Raw genomic sequence first — 14,863 nt, 5'->3', positions numbered from 1 at the left:
GCCAGTTACTCGACGCCGATCGTCACCTCGGTGGACTTCACGAATACCGTTGCGGCTTGGCCTGGTTCAAGATCGAGATCCAGTGCGGCATCGCGGGTGATCGACGAGGTCACAATCTGATTCCCGCCGTCCAACTTCACCTTGACCGTCGCCATGACGGTGCCGAGGTTGACCTCGGTGATGGTGCCGGTGAGTTGATTTCGTGTGGACAGTCGCATCGCTGAACTCCTGTGCTCTCGGGTGGGTGTTCTTCGACCATAATGCGATGGTCGCGTGTCTACCCAGCGATTCCGCAGGTGCGGACATGCGGGCGCCGCCGGTGCGCGAATATTGTCGGGCGGTGGAGGTAGATTCCGGTCATGACTGAACCCGTGAAAGGCCCGGCGTCGTATTTTCCGTCGATCGAGAAGAAGTACGGTCGGCCGATCGGTGAATGGCAAGAGCTGATCAGAAGCTCAGACCTCACGAAGCACATGGAATTGGTCAACTGGTTGAAGTCGGAGCACGGTATGGGTCATGGGCACGCGAATGCGCTTGTCGCCCATACGCTGAAAGAAGGCTAGTTCTTTTCAGGCGGCCGATGCGTCCAGCACCAACCAGCCGCCGTGATGCTCGAATACCTCGAACGGCACACGGCTCTGCCGGCCGACCGCACGCAGTGACTCGAGATCGAAAGTGCGGATGTGGCCGTGGCACGCGGTGGCTTCGTCTTCGAAGGGGACTGCAATGACGACCCGTTGACGCGCGATCCGGAGTGCTTGCGCGATCACGGCCTCGCCGACTGCGTCGTCGACGTGTTCGAGGAGATGAATCGCGGTGACGGTGTCGGCGCTGTTGTCCGGTGCCGGTACTTCACCCGCGTCGCAGATCACCGTGTCGATCGTGATGCCGAGTTCGGGGGCAACCGCGTCGAGCAGGATCATCGTTCCGGGCAGGATGTCCGTGGCGGTCACGTCCATTCCGGCGCGCGCGAGCCGCAGGGGCAGGAAACCGAAGCAGGAACCCAGATCGAGCACGGAACCACGGACCAGCTCTTCGGCTTTGTCGTGAATCGGCGCGAAATCTGCAGTGCCGTCCAGTAGTTCGGCAAGTGAGTTCCGGTAGTAGGTGGTCCAGGATTCGAGAGCGCCGTCCACGGTGGAGCGAACCAGGCCGACCATCGTCAACTCGAATTCGTCCTGACCGAACTCCGCGTCCTGGATCGACGAGGTGACTCCGGCGACGAGTCGCTCACTCAGATCGGCGGGAGTGAGGGAGTGCTTGACGTGGAGGCGACCGCCTCGGCGATCGAGCGAGATCGGACCGGACTCGACGCGTTCGACGGTGACATGCCCGAACGACCACAAGCCCGGCGTCGACGGCGCCAGGGAATCCAGGACGGGTTCGTTCGTGATGGTGGACATGATCGCCTTTCTCGGGTGGTGATGCTTTCTCAGGTGCTGATACCGGTCCGCAAGGACTGCGTACCTGTTTTCAAGAGTTCCGGTAGCTCGAGTGAATCGTCGGTGAGCCACTGCTCGTACGCCGACATCGCGACCCCGAGCAGAAGATAGCCGACCGTGCGTGGGCCGTGATCGCTCGGCTCGAGATTCATTCGGCGTGCGACGTAGTCGGCGACCACCTGCCGCCAACCTTCGTACATCACCACAGAGTATGCCTGAAGCGTCGGAACTTCGAGGATCAATTCCATCCGTTTGCGATGTACCGCAGTCTCTTCCGGTGGGAAGGTGTTGAACGTCAACAATGCGGATTCGAGTGCGTCGACCAACGGAATATCAGCGGGCAGTGAATCCAGGTGCTCGCGCATCTCGTCGAGATGTCCGTCGAAGTCTCCCCAGGGGACGGCGTTCTTGGACGGGAAGTAGCGAAAGAAGGTCCGACGCGCGATGCCGGCGGCATCGGCTATCTGGTCGACGCTCACCTCGTTGAAGCCGACTGTCGAGAACAGTTCGATCCCGATCGTGCTGATTCCCTCCTTCGTTGTGGAGGGGCGACGACCTATCCGAGCGGACGGTTTCTTGCGGCTACGCATACTTTTTTCGCTCCATGTGTGTCATTCTGCACTCGATGCCATTACAGTGGTGAACCGAGTCACAGTGAAGTCCCACTAGTGACCACCAACTCCCAGGTTGGAAGTCTGATCTACAGACTTCCAGACGGAGTGCGACCGCAGGAGGAATCCATGTCAGATCGTGACAACAAGGCGCTCGAGAACGACCTCGTCGAGGAGTCCCTCGTGGAGGAAGTTTCCATCGACGGCATGTGCGGCGTGTACTGACCGTGTCTGCTTTGGATCTCGATGCGGGGTGGAAACTCCACCCGCAGGTAGCGCTTCGCCCCGAACCTTTCGGGGCGTTGCTCTACCACTTCGGAACACGCAAGCTGTCGTTCCTGAAGAACACGACCATCGTTGCGGTGGTCAAGGCGTTGCCAGACCATCCTGATGTCCGGTCCGCACTACGTGCGCAAGGCATCGAAGATGACGCGGCTCCCCAATATGCCCGCGCGCTGAGCACTCTCGCCGACTCGCACATGATCGTGCCTGTCTGAGCCAGACGCTCGCCCCCACGTGCGGAACAGCCCTTCCGCACGTTCGCCCGCTTCATTTCTTCGCGAGGACACAGCCATGACCTCAGTTCTTGAACAGCCCTCCCCGCCCGCCAAGGTGGGTCGCCTCGTCGATCAGTTCGAACTCGGACTCGACGCCCCCATCTGCCTGACGTGGGAACTCACCTACGCCTGCAACCTGTCCTGCGTGCACTGCCTTTCGTCGTCGGGTCGTCGTGACCCCAACGAGCTGAGCACCGAACAGTGCAAGTCCATCATCGACGAGCTGCAGCGTATGCAGGTTTTCTACGTCAACATCGGTGGCGGCGAGCCGACGGTACGCTCCGACTTCTGGGAGCTCGTCGACTACGCGACCGACCACCAGGTTGGTGTGAAGTTCTCCACCAACGGCGTGAAGATCGACAAGAAGGTCGCGGCGCGCCTCGCAGCCAGTGACTACGTCGACGTGCAGATTTCCATCGACGGTGCCACCGCTGAGGTCAATGACGCTGTGCGCGGGCCTGGTTCGTTCGCGATGGCCGAGCGCGCTCTCGCGAACCTGAAGGAAGCCGGCTTCAAGGACGCCAAGATTTCGGTGGTCGTCACGCGGCACAACGTCAGTCAGCTCGACGAGTTCAAGGCTCTCGCGGACAAGTACGACGCGACCCTGCGCATCACTCGACTGCGTCCTTCGGGCCGCGGCGCCGACGTGTGGGACGACCTGCACCCGCGTCCGGAGCAGCAGCGTGAGCTCTACAACTGGCTGGTCGCCAATGGCGAAGGCGTCCTGACGGGCGACTCGTTCTTCCACCTCTCCGCCTTCGGCGATGCACTGCCCGGTCTCAATCTCTGTGGCGCGGGCCGCGTCGTGTGCCTGATCGACCCGGTCGGTGACGTGTACGCATGCCCCTTCGCGATTCACGAGCAGTTCCTCGCCGGAAACATCGTGAAAGACGGTGGATTCCAGGAAGTCTGGCAGCACTCGGACCTGTTCGAGGAGCTGCGATCGCCCCAAACCGGTGGCGCCTGCAGCAAGTGCAACCACTACGACTCCTGCCGCGGCGGCTGCATGGCGGCCAAGTTCTTCACCGGACTGCCGATGGACGGACCTGACCCCGAGTGCGTCATCGGCAACGGTGAAATGGCACTGGCGTCGGCGGGCGAGGTCCCGAAGTCCAGTGTCGACCACTCCCGTTCCGGTCAACGTAAGACCCCGCGCGCATCGGTGCCACTGACACTGATGATGCGTCCGCCCGCCAAGATTTGTGACGAAAACCCGCTTGCGGGAATGCAGTAACTACTGCGCGATACCGACAGTGCGGCGAAAGCTGCACCCCAGAGAGGTCAGTTCAATGGCTAAGAATGCTTTCTTCGAGACGGTGGCAGAAGCACAGCGCCGTGCGAAGAAGAGGTTGCCCAAGTCCGTGTACGCGGCGTTGGTGGCGGGATCCGAGAAAGGGCTGACGGTCGACGACAACGTCGCGGCATTCAGCGAATTGGGTTTCGCTCCCCACGCTGCCGGGCTGTCGGACAAGCGCGAGATGTCCACCACCATTATGGGCCAGGACATTTCGTTGCCCGTCATGATTTCACCGACCGGTGTGCAGGCAGTGCACCCCGACGGTGAAGTAGCGGTAGCCCGTGCGGCTGCAGCACGGGGAACAGCCATCGGACTGAGTTCTTTTGCCAGCAAGTCCATCGAAGAAGTTGCCGCGGCCAACCCGCAGGTCTTCTTCCAGATGTATTGGGTCGGTAGCCGCGACGTGCTCCTGCAGCGTATGGAGCGCGCTCGCGCTGCCGGTGCCAAGGGCCTGATCATCACCACCGACTGGTCCTTCTCGTACGGTCGCGACTGGGGCAGCCCGTCCATCCCCGAAAAGATGGACCTCAAGGCGATGTTCCAGTTCGCACCCGAGGGAATCATGCGCCCGAAGTGGTTGCTCGAGTTCGCCAAGACCGGCAAGATTCCGGACCTGACCACCCCCAACCTCGCGGCTCCCGGCCAGCCTGCACCGACGTTCTTCGGCGCATACGGCGAGTGGATGCAGACTCCGCTTCCGACGTGGGAAGACATCGCCTGGCTTCGTGAGCAGTGGGGTGGACCGTTCATGCTCAAGGGCATCATGCGCATCGACGACGCCAAGCGAGCTGTCGACGCCGGTGTCTCCGCTATCTCGGTCTCCAACCACGGTGGTAACAACCTCGACGGCACCCCGGCGCCGATCCGTGTGCTCCCGGGCATTGCCGAGGCCGTGGGCGATCAGGTGGAAGTTGTTCTCGACGGCGGCATTCGACGCGGCGGCGACGTCGTCAAGGCGCTCGCACTCGGAGCCAAGGCCGTCATGCTCGGGCGCGCCTACCTGTGGGGCCTCTCGGCCAACGGCCAGGCCGGTGTCGAGAACGTGCTCGACCTCATGCGGATGGGCATCGACTCGGGGCTGATGGGCCTCGGCCACTCGTCCATCACCGAACTGAGCCCGGCGGACCTGGTGATTCCGGAAGGCTTCACACGCACATTGGGTGCCAGCTGAGATTACGGCTCCGATAGAGCTGTGAGTTGACACTCGACGAACACACGACCCTGGCCGGACGCCTCGTCCGGTCCAGGGTTGTTTTCGGTCCGCACGAGACCAATCTTGCTGTGGGACGCTCGCTTTCCGATCGGCACCGTGCGTACTACCAGCGCCGCGCCGAGGGCGGAACCGGGATCGTCGTCACCGAAGTGGCCTCGGTATCGGAGAACGACTGGCCGTACGAGCGGGCGCCGTTGGCGTCGCAATGTGGCCCGGGGTGGCAGTCGATCGCGGCTGCATGTGCTCCGTACGGAACGCTGGTTCTGGCCGGGCTCGGTCATACCGGCATGCAGGGATCGAGCGCATACTCCCAGTCGGTGCTGTGGGGACCGTCAAGAGTGGCCGACCCGGCGACGCGTGAGTTGCCGATGGCAATGGGGCAGCCGGAAATCGACCAGCTGATAGTCGGCTTCCGTGAGGCGTCGGCGCTGGCCGTCGCTTCGGGAATGGACGGAGTGGAACTCGATGCCGGTCCTCGAAGCATTCTGCGACAATTCCTTTCGGGTCTGACCAACACTCGGCAAGACCGATACGGTAGCGATCGCGTTGCTCTTGTTCGCGAGGTCATCTCGGCAGTGCGCGAGGAAGTCGGGTCGGATCACGTTGTCTCCCTGCGGTTGTCCTGTGACGAGGAAGCTCCATGGGCGGGCCTGACGCCCGATCTTGCCATCGGTATCGCGCGTGAAGTGTCTCCGTTCCTCGATCTCCTTGTCGTCGTTCGTGGCGGACTCTATTCGTCTGACCGGTACCGCCCCGATTTTCACTGCCCGCCGAACTTCAACCTCGATCTGTGCCGTGAGATCAAGGCCGCTCTGTCGATTCCTGTTGTCGTGCAGGGGAGCGTCGTGGACATCGCCGACGCTCACGCGGCGCTGGAAGTAGGTGAGTTCGTCGAGATGACCCGGGCCCAGATCGCAGACCCGGACCTGGTTGTGAAAGCCGCGCGCGGCGATCGTCCCCGGCCGTGTGTGCTCTGCAATCAGGCGTGCCTCGTGCGTGATCCTCGCAATCCTGTCGTGACGTGCGTCGGGAATCCGAGCGCGGGTTTCGAGACGGTGGACCCCGATGAGCGAGAGCAGATTTCGACACCGGGAGCCGTGCTGGTCGTGGGGGGTGGCCCCGCTGGGATGGAAGCCGCACGGATCTCGGCGGTGGCGGGGCACTCGGTCACACTCGTCGAGAGTTCATCGCAGTTCGGCGGCATGATCCGAACTTTTGCGCGAGGTGACGGCCGTAGCCGGTTCGCACTCCTCGCGCAGTGGTTGGAGGACGAATGCCGTCGTAGCGGCGTGACGATGCGGACCGGGGCGGCGCTCGACGCCCAAGACCTGGGTGACGCACGCAGCCGGGGCGAGTTTGTTGTCGTTGCCACCGGTAGTGCTGCGAGGCCGCCGACGTATCCGGTCGACGATTCGGTTCGATGGTTGGATGCGTCGGAAGCCTTCGAGAAGTTGAGCACCGTGGGGCCGGGTCCGGTCGCGCTGATCGATCCCCTCGGTGGACCGATCGCGGTGGCGCTCGCAGAAGCACTCGCGGCCCATGGCATCTCCGTCTCGATTGTGACTCCCGACAGCATCGTCGGTTCGAGGCTCGGTGCGAGTGGGGATCTGGTCGGCGCCAACACGCGCATCCAGCAGGCCGGGGTCACCAGGGTGCTCGCGTCACGTGTCACCGAAATCGCTCGAGGGGCCGTCTGCGTCGAACACGTCCATACCGGCGAGCGGTCACAGCTCGAGTGCGAAGTGGTGATCGACTGCTCGCCTCGTCTGCCGAACGAAACGCTGAAGGAAGAGGCCGACATTCAGGTGGGCGACTCGGTTGCCCCGAGAACTGTTCTCGAATCCATCCGCGAAGGGCGCTTTGCAGGGTTTACTACTAGAACGAGTTTCAATTCTGCAGAGAGGGCTATCTCATGACACAGGGTTCAGTTCGTTCGCTCGAAGGTCGCGTTGCTTTCATCACCGGCGCAGCGCGCGGTCAAGGACGTGCGCACGCGGTCAAGATGGCGCGCGAGGGAGCAACGATCATCGCGGTCGACGTATGCGCGTCGGTGGCGTCGGACAATTCCTACGACGCAGCAACTTCCGAGGACTTTGCCGAGACGATACGTCTGGTGGAAGCGGAGGGCGGGAAGATCCTCGCCCGTGAGGTCGATGTCCGTGACGGTGCAGCGCTCACCGCGGTGGTCAAGGACGGCGTCGAACAGTTCGGACGTCTCGACATCGTGGTCGCCAACGCCGGGGTCTGCAACTGGAATCGATTCTGGGAAATGTCGGACGAGCAATGGGAAACCCTGATCGACATCAACCTGACCGGAGTCTGGAAAACCCTCAAGGCCTCGGTGCCGGCGATCATCGAGGGTGGGCGCGGTGGATCGATCATCGTGGTCAGTTCGGTGGCCGGACTCAAGGCGCTGCCCGGACAGGCGCACTACGCGAGCGCCAAGTTCGGTCTCGTCGGTCTGACGCAGGCCGCGGCAAAGGAACTGGGGGAGTACAAGATCAGGGTCAACTCGATCCACCCTTACGGAGTGAATACGCCGATGGGGGTCGACCAGGGCGCGCTCGAGGTATTTGCAAAGTTTCCGCAGTACCTTCCCAACTTCACTCCGATCCTCTCGGACATCGCTTTCGCCGAACCTGACGAGATCGCCGATACCGTCCTGTGGCTCGCCGGTGACGGTTCCCGCACCGTCACGGCAAGTCATATCGCTCTCGATCAAGGAAACTCCAAGGTCTGATGACGCCGTACCCGCGCCTCTTCGCGCCACTGCGCCTGGGCAACCTGACACTCCGCAATCGGGTCGTGTTCTCCGCACACCTGACCAATTACGCGGAGAACGGGTTGCCGACGGAGCAGCACGCGGGCTACTACGAGGCGCGGGCACGCGGCGGTGCGGGTCTGATCATCACCGAGGAGCACTCGACGCATCCTTCGGATCGACCGTACGAGAAGATGATTGCGGGCTATCGGCCGGAAGCGATCGAGGGATACCGGCGGATCACCGACGCCGTTCATGCGCATGGTTCGTCGATTCTCGCGCAGATCAACCACAATGGGGGTCAGGGCGCTGGAACCTATTCGCGATCGCCGCTGTTGGCGCCGAGCGCCGTTGCGGATCCGTTGTTCCGCGAGGTGCCCAAGGCTGTCGACGACGCGGACATCGCCGAGATTCTCGCAGGGTTCGCCCTTGTTGCGCGCAACTGCGTTGCCGGTGGCTTCGACGGGGTGGAATTGCAGGCGTCGCAGTCGTCCATCGTGCGCGCGTTTCTCGCACCCTCGACCAACCTGCGCACTGATCGCTACGGCGGGGGCGTGGTGAATCGTGCGCGTTTCCTTCTCGAAGTGCTCGGGGTACTGCGTAAGGCCATCGGCCCGGATCGTGTGCTCGGTGTGCGCCTGAGTGGATACGAAGGAACGCGGGGTGGCATCGAACTGTCCGACGCGGTAACCACCGCCCAACTCATCGAAGCTGACGGTCACGTCGACTACATCAACACCACCGTCGGAATGGCCACGGAAACACTGCATCTGGTCGAAGCATCGATGGCTGTACCCACCGGCTACGCCAACTTCGTCCCGTCTGCGATCAGGGAGGTCATCGATCTTCCAGTCGTCGGAGTCGGCCGTTTCAAGACGCCGGAGCAAGCCGAAGCTGCACTCGAGGACGGTGTATGCGATCTGGTGGGCGTAGTTCGCGGGCAGATCGCCGATCCGGATTTTGTGAACAAGGCGCGTGCTGGTCAATCGGTACAGGTGCGAACCTGCCTGTCCTGCAACCAGGAATGCGTCGGGCGGATGGGTCTGGGACGTTGGTTGGGGTGCACCGCAAATCCGCGCGCTGGTCGGGAATCGGTACCGCTGCCGATGCCGCGGCGACGGGGCCGCACGGTGGTGGTGGTCGGTGGCGGCCCCGCCGGCCTGCAAGCTGCGGCCACAGCGGCCCAGCGAGGTCATGCGGTGACGCTGTTCGAGCGTGAACGAAGACTTGGGGGACAGATTCTTACCGCCTCGGTGGTACCGGCTCGCCGTGAGCTCGCCGACCTCGTCCGGAATCTCGAATCTGAGTGTCGCCGAAGCGGCGTGACGATCGAGTTGGATGCTGGAGCTGATCTCGCGATCATGAAGGAGCGCGCGCCCGAGGTGGTCGTGATTGCAACCGGAGCGCGGCCTGTGCGACCGGCGTGGGCGGGTGGATCAGAGCGTGTGGTGGGTGTTCGAGACGTTCTCGACGGCAAGATTCTGCCGAGTGGAACGGTGCTCGTCTACGACGAACTGGGATTCCATCAAGGTACGTCGGTGGCGGAGTTCCTCGCTGATCGAGGCTGTGCCGTCACGATCGCGACCAACGGCATGGTGGTCGCGCAGGACCTGAGCATCACCCTGGATTTCGAGGGGTGGAACCGCCGAGCGTTCGAGAAGTCGATCGGTCAACGGACAGATCTGATGGTGACTTCGGTGAGCGCTGGGGCCTCGCCGCTCGTGAGCTTGGTTCACCTTCCGACGGGTGTGACCGAGGAAGTTGCAGTCGACTGGGTGGTCTTCGCGACACAGCAGGAACCTGTCGACGAGTTGTGGAACACCTTGCAGGGAAGCTGTTTCGAGAAATTTCGCATCGGTGACGCCTTGTCTCCGAGGCGTTCGCACGCGGCCGTCATCGAGGGGCATCGGGCCGCGTTGGCGATATAGTCGTCCGTTTTGTCCCTGGTTCTCGAAAGTATGTTTTGAGCATGGACAGTCGGGAAGCGTGGCAACTGGATGGCGTGGGCCTCAAGAGCGAGGTTCTCGATCTGGTGCGCGCCCGGCACGAGTTGCAGTCGCAGATAGTGTTGTTGATCGTGGAGATGTTTTCCCGGGAGGTTCTCGGCGGGAGGGGTTTTCGGGCGATCGCGCAGTGGTTGCATGGTTCGACGAATTTGGAGATCGGTGAGTGCAGTCTGTTGGTCGGGTTGGCGCGGTTGTTGATGCTCGAACCTCTTGTCGGCGATGCGTTTCACCGCGGTGGCGTTGATGCGTTGAAAGCCCTTCAGGTGGCGTCGTTTTGTCAGCATCCGCCGATGAACATGACCCTGGCGGATGTGGACAAGGCTCGCGGGATTCTGTTGGGGTTGGCGTCGAAGAACATCGCTGATTGTGATGCGGTGCGGGCAGCGATCCGGCGGATCGAGAAAGCAGTACGGCAAGCGTGAGGACGGCGTTCCGGTGGGTGAGGATTCGGAGCGTAACGAGTTCTACGCCTCGAAAGGCTTGTACGGCAGAGTGACTGTGAAGGGCGACCTGGATGCTGTGAACGGGGCACGGTTGATCACGTTGTTGTCGAGCCTGTCGGCGCCGACGCCGGAGAAGGACGGCGTGAAGGACACGCGTACTCCGGCGCTGCGGCGGGCGGATGGGTTCTGCGAGTTGTTGCGGCGGTACGAGCGGGCGGGGTTGGGTCCGATCGAGGGCGGAGTGAAACCACACATCACGGTCACCGCCAGCGCAAAAGACATGACGGACCTGCAAGCGTTGAAAGACCTCCTGCCGTCCACCGAAGAACTCGGATTTGCGTGGGCGGATTGGGTGGGCCCGATCAGTATCGATACTGCCCGGATGTTGGTGTGCGACTGCACGGTCACGCGGATTTTGTTGGATGAGAACGGGGTTCCGCTCAAGTGCGGTAAGGAAGCGCGAACGGCGACGGTGCCGCAGCGGCGGGGGTTGGCGGTTCGTGATGGTGGGTGTGCGTTTCCGGGGTGCGGGACACCGTCGGGGTGGTGTGATGCCCATCATATTGTTCACTGGAACGATGGTGGCCCAACAGATCTCGACAATCTGATCTTGTTGTCCGGTCATCATCACCGGACGCTGCATCACACGGAGTGGCGGGTGGAGATCGGGCCGGATCGCAAATCGGTGTTCTACCCACCGATGTCCGTTGATCCGTATCAGCAGCCGATCGGTGGGAACAGCCCACCGACAGCGGCGTGAACCGCGACAACTGACGAATACGCCGGGGCACAACAATCCCCCGGTGTATCCGCATGCAGTGTTGCGGTGGGAGGGGCCCGCACCAATACGATCGGGGGATGAGTTCTCCGCGTGACCTTGCTGCCATCCCGAGTCCTGCGCTCGAGGGCACTGCGCTCACCGTCGTGGTCCCGGTCGGTTCTTTCGAACAACACGGACCGCACCTGCCTCTCGATACCGACACTCGGATCGCGAGAGCAGTCGCACAGGCTCTGCCCGACGTCGTCGTGGCCCCGGCCATCGAATACGGGGCGAGCGGCGAACACGAAGGGTTTGCCGGCACGATTTCGATCGGTGCCGAGGCTATGGAAACCGTCGTCGTCGAATACGGAAGGTCGGCGTTCAGATGGACGAAGCGGGTGCTGTTCGTCAACGGCCACGGCGGAAATGGTCCCGCATTGGCCAAAGCGGTGGCACTTCTGCGGTATGAGGGGCGTGATGCTGCTTGGGCGCCGTGCGCTGTTCCGGGTGCCGACGCGCATGCCGGACACACTGAAACGAGCCTATTGCTGCACCTTTCGCCCGATTTGGTGCACATGAGCCTTGCTGAGACAGGAAATTTGTCTCCTATCGCGGACCTGATGCCAGGAATGCGTTCGGGCGGTATGGTCGCTGTGTCGCAAAACGGCGTTCTCGGCAATCCAGTCGGGGCTACCGCCGAAGACGGCGCATACATCTTCGGTGAGTTGGTAGGACGCGTGACGGATGGACTGGCCCGGTGGGAGCCTGGTCCAGATGGGAGGCTTCGGTGACGACCACGACCGAGTGGGGGCGGACGGTCCACCTGCGACGGCTTTCGAGGCTGCGACGAGTTGCAGCACGACGGGCTACGTCCCTTACGATCATCTGATGCGACCAGCAAGACTCCCCGACGGCTTCGGCATTCGGTTGGACCCCAAGGTGCGCACGTACTCGGGTGGCCGGGTACTCATCGGCGGATCTCCGACGCGGATGCTCAAGCTGGCGCCGACGGCTGCGGCGATGATCGGTGACGGCTTCCTCGAGGTGGTCGATCAGCAGAGCGCTGCGGTTGCGCGACACCTTCTCGATTCAGGTGTCGCGAATCCTCGTCCGATGTCGACGCCGTCCGCTGCCGATGTCACGGTCGTGATTCCGGTCAAGGACAACCAGGCCGGCGTCGAACGCCTATTGCCCGTCCTCAAGGATCTGACCGTCATCGTTGTCGACGACGGTTCGGAAGTGCCGGTGGAGCCCCGTCGCGCCTGCCCGGGCACCGGCACCATCACAGTGGTCCGGCACGAGAGTGCCCGCGGACCCTCGGCAGCGAGAAACTCGGGATTGCGTTCGGCCCAAACACGTTTCGTAGCTTTTCTGGACTCCGACGTCATACCGCGTGCCGGTTGGCTCGAGTTGATGTTGGGCCACTTCAGCGATCCGGGGGTTGCCCTTGTTGCACCCCGCATCGTCGCCCTCGATCCGTACGGGACGGCGCTGGCGCGGTACGAGAACATGCGATCGTCTCTCGACCTCGGACGCAAGGAAGCTGCGGTGAAGTCGGGCAGTCCGGTCGCCTATGTCCCCAGCGCCGCCGTGATCGTCCGGCGCGACGTGGCACTCGAATGCAACGGTTTCGACGAGAGTCTCGAAGTAGCCGAGGACGTCGATTTCTGCTGGCGACTGCAGGCTGCGGGTTGGCGACTGAGGTACGAACCGGTTGCGCATGTCGCCCACGATCATCGAGTTCAGTTCGACAAGTGGTTCGCCAGGAGAGCGTTCTACGGCACGGGTGCGGCGCCGTTGGCTGCAAGACACGAGGGTTCGGTTCCGCCGATGGCGATGTCGTTCTCGACGCTCTTCGCGTGTATCGCCGCTGCAACACTGACCCGTTCCGGTCTTGCCGGCGCACTCGGCGCTTTGCTGTTTACCGTTTACCGGCTGCGAAAGATGTTCACCGGCCTGAGTCAACCCACCCGGATCGCGGCGATCCTCACCGCGCAGGGAGTTGTCGGCGGATTCTGGCAACTCGCCTCGGCAATGTGTCGTCACTACTGGCCCGTGACGCTCCTGGCGGTGATCGCCTCCAGGCGAATTCGGCGGCTGGCCGTCGCTGCAGCAGTCACCGAAGGTTTGGTGGACTGGTATCGCCACCGTGAGCCAGGCGGGCTGGGACCGGTTCGGTACGTCTTCTTCAAACGAGCCGACGACATCGCGTATGGAGCCGGACTCTGGCGTGGCGCATTCGACGCCCGCGACTGGGCGGCGCTGAAACCTCGAATCACCAAGTGACAGAAGCCGACTACGCAGATTTCCTGGTTGTCGGTGGTGGCACGTGTGGTTGCGTGGTCGCAGCCAGGCTCAGTGAAGATCCATCCGCCACGGTGATGCTCCTCGAATCGGGAAGCGGATATCGATCGGCGCTCGAACTCCCGGACGTCCTGGGTGATCCGTACCGACTGCCGGTCGGACCTGCGAGCGAATACACGTGGACCTATCCGGTCGAACTGACGCCGCGTCGGGCGTCCACAATTGCGCGGGGGCGGACACTCGGTGGATCCGGAGCCGTCAACGGTGCGTACTTCACCCGCGCGACCCGTGCTGATTTCGAGAATTGGCCGAGTTCATGGCGATACGACGACGTCTTGCCGTACTTCAAGAAGTCCGAAACGGATCGTGATTTCGAGGGCGAGTTCCACGGGACCGCCGGACCGATCCCGGTCGAGCGTCGAGCGTGGGACCAACTACATCCACTGAGCGGCGAGTTTCATGCGGCAGCGCTCGGAGCAGGCTTTCCCGACGACGTCGACAAGAATGCGCCGGACTCGTTCGGGGTGGGCCGAGTGCCACTGAACGTGTCGGATCATCGTCGGATCAGTACGGCGATCGGGTATCTGATGCCGGCGTTGCACCGGCCGAATCTGCGGGTGGAATCCGGAGTGAACGTCATTCGCATCGCGTTCTCGGGTACCCGTGCGATCGGCGTCGACGTTCTCGGCGACGGCAATGTCCGACGCATTCGTGCCGACCATGTGGTCGTGTGTTCGGGTGCGGTGGCGACACCGCACATTCTCCTCAATTCCGGTGTTGGTCCAGCGGAACAACTTGTAGAGCAAGGAGTTTCCGTCGTTCTCGATCGACCGGGCGTCGGACAGAACTTCGTCGACCACCCGGAAGTGCTGCTGCCGTACCATTTTTCGAAGCCCCGCACGATTCGATCGCAGACTCCGGTGCTGGAGACAGCCCTCAACCTCGCTGAGATCGAAATCCGTCCGTACACCGCATCTTTCACAGACCTGGTTCCCGGTGTGCCTCGCATGGACCACGGCGTCGGAGTGGTCCTCATGGCGCCGCACAGCCGGGGAAGCATCGAGCTGGCATCGGGGGATCCCGCTGGGGCGCCGCGTATTCGGTACAACTACGTCGCGTCGGCGCACGATCGAGCTGCCATTCGGGAAGGGATGCGGATCGCCGAGAATCTTCTCGAGTCGATCGCCGAGACGGGGTTGATCGATCGCCCCGTCATGGAGTACACCGATGAGTGGGTCGAATCCCGCCTGGGAACGTCGCTGCATATGTCCGGTAGTTGCGTGATGGGTGCCGAGGCGGACCCGTTCGCAGTCGTCGACGGTCGGTGCCGTGTGATCGGCGCGCAAGGACTCAGTATTGTTGACACGTCAATCCTGCCGACGATCCCGACCCGCGGCCCGCATGCGACCGCGGTGATGGTCGCGGAACGAGCAAGCGCCATTCTGCTCGGCGACGAGTGACCGCGAGGG

At 62.7% G+C, this 14,863-nt stretch carries 14 protein-coding genes and 1 pseudogene; 12 read left to right on the top strand and 3 right to left on the bottom strand.

Annotation, left to right across the window (positions count from 1 at the left end; translation table 11 throughout):
- Positions 1–5: 5 nt before the first annotated feature.
- Positions 6–218, bottom strand: a complete 213-nt coding sequence (locus G9U53_RS28150) for a TOBE domain-containing protein (RefSeq protein ID WP_003942061.1) — start codon at positions 216–218, stop codon at positions 6–8.
- 141 nt (positions 219–359) lie between these two features.
- Between G9U53_RS28150 and G9U53_RS28145 the strand changes: the two genes are divergently transcribed.
- Positions 360–563: a DUF4287 domain-containing protein gene (locus tag G9U53_RS28145; protein ID WP_007728313.1), complete on the top strand. Its 204-nt coding sequence runs from the start codon at positions 360–362 to the stop codon at positions 561–563.
- Positions 564–569: 6 nt separating this feature from the next.
- On the opposite strand, the gene mftM is transcribed toward G9U53_RS28145, so the two are convergent.
- Both mftM and mftR read right to left on the bottom strand, forming a co-directional pair.
- A complete protein-coding gene (gene mftM, locus G9U53_RS28140; protein WP_042453167.1) occupies positions 570–1,403 on the bottom strand; it encodes a mycofactocin oligosaccharide methyltransferase MftM in 834 nt (277 codons plus the stop codon).
- A 29-nt stretch (positions 1,404–1,432) separates the two neighbouring features.
- Positions 1,433–2,032: a mycofactocin system transcriptional regulator gene (gene mftR, locus G9U53_RS28135; protein ID WP_003941984.1), complete on the bottom strand. Its 600-nt coding sequence runs from the start codon at positions 2,030–2,032 to the stop codon at positions 1,433–1,435.
- A gap of 150 nt (positions 2,033–2,182) precedes the next feature.
- Between mftR and mftA the strand changes: the two genes are divergently transcribed.
- The 11 genes and pseudogenes from mftA (at position 2,183) to mftG (ending at position 14,854) form a co-directional block, all read left to right on the top strand.
- Positions 2,183–2,278 (top strand): mycofactocin precursor MftA, encoded by a 96-nt coding sequence (gene mftA / locus G9U53_RS28130; protein WP_063836238.1) that lies wholly within the window; start codon positions 2,183–2,185, stop codon positions 2,276–2,278.
- Positions 2,263–2,550 (top strand): mycofactocin biosynthesis chaperone MftB, encoded by a 288-nt coding sequence (gene mftB, locus G9U53_RS28125; RefSeq protein ID WP_007728309.1) that lies wholly within the window; start codon positions 2,263–2,265, stop codon positions 2,548–2,550. Before mftA ends, mftB begins: the two co-directional genes overlap by 16 nt.
- 76 nt (positions 2,551–2,626) lie before the next feature.
- Positions 2,627–3,844: a mycofactocin radical SAM maturase gene (gene mftC / locus G9U53_RS28120; RefSeq protein WP_003942089.1), complete on the top strand. Its 1,218-nt coding sequence runs from the start codon at positions 2,627–2,629 to the stop codon at positions 3,842–3,844.
- Positions 3,845–3,899: 55 nt separating this feature from the next.
- Positions 3,900–5,078: a pre-mycofactocin synthase MftD gene (mftD, locus tag G9U53_RS28115; protein WP_003942047.1), complete on the top strand. Its 1,179-nt coding sequence runs from the start codon at positions 3,900–3,902 to the stop codon at positions 5,076–5,078.
- Positions 5,079–5,104: 26 nt separating this feature from the next.
- Positions 5,105–7,036, top strand: coding sequence for a mycofactocin system FadH/OYE family oxidoreductase 1 (locus G9U53_RS28110; protein ID WP_165639664.1), 1,932 nt, complete (start codon positions 5,105–5,107; stop codon positions 7,034–7,036).
- Positions 7,033–7,860, top strand: coding sequence for a mycofactocin-coupled SDR family oxidoreductase (locus G9U53_RS28105; RefSeq protein ID WP_064689523.1), 828 nt, complete (start codon positions 7,033–7,035; stop codon positions 7,858–7,860). The genes G9U53_RS28110 and G9U53_RS28105 overlap by 4 nt, the downstream gene beginning before the upstream one ends.
- The gene (locus G9U53_RS28100) at positions 7,860–9,809 is read left to right on the top strand and encodes a mycofactocin system FadH/OYE family oxidoreductase 2 (protein WP_165639663.1); all 1,950 of its coding nucleotides are present in this window, start codon (positions 7,860–7,862) and stop codon (positions 9,807–9,809) included. The genes G9U53_RS28105 and G9U53_RS28100 overlap by 1 nt, the downstream gene beginning before the upstream one ends.
- 41 nt (positions 9,810–9,850) lie before the next feature.
- A pseudogene (locus tag G9U53_RS28095) lies at positions 9,851–11,090 on the top strand (DUF222 domain-containing protein).
- A gap of 98 nt (positions 11,091–11,188) precedes the next feature.
- Positions 11,189–11,881: a mycofactocin biosynthesis peptidyl-dipeptidase MftE gene (gene mftE / locus G9U53_RS28090; protein ID WP_054186896.1), complete on the top strand. Its 693-nt coding sequence runs from the start codon at positions 11,189–11,191 to the stop codon at positions 11,879–11,881.
- 97 nt (positions 11,882–11,978) lie between these two features.
- On the top strand, positions 11,979–13,376 hold the full coding sequence (gene mftF / locus G9U53_RS28085) for a mycofactocin biosynthesis glycosyltransferase MftF (protein WP_007730153.1): 1,398 nt from the start codon (positions 11,979–11,981) through the stop codon (positions 13,374–13,376).
- Positions 13,373–14,854: a mycofactocin system GMC family oxidoreductase MftG gene (gene mftG / locus G9U53_RS28080; RefSeq protein ID WP_058038117.1), complete on the top strand. Its 1,482-nt coding sequence runs from the start codon at positions 13,373–13,375 to the stop codon at positions 14,852–14,854. The genes mftF and mftG overlap by 4 nt, the downstream gene beginning before the upstream one ends.
- Positions 14,855–14,863 lie beyond the last annotated feature (9 nt).

The sequence above is a fragment of the Rhodococcus sp. D-46 genome, assembly GCF_011290655.1.
GTDB lineage: Bacteria > Actinomycetota > Actinomycetes > Mycobacteriales > Mycobacteriaceae > Rhodococcus_F > Rhodococcus_F qingshengii.
Note: the sequence above shows the minus strand (reverse complement) of the source record. Positions and strands in the feature narration are given on the sequence as shown.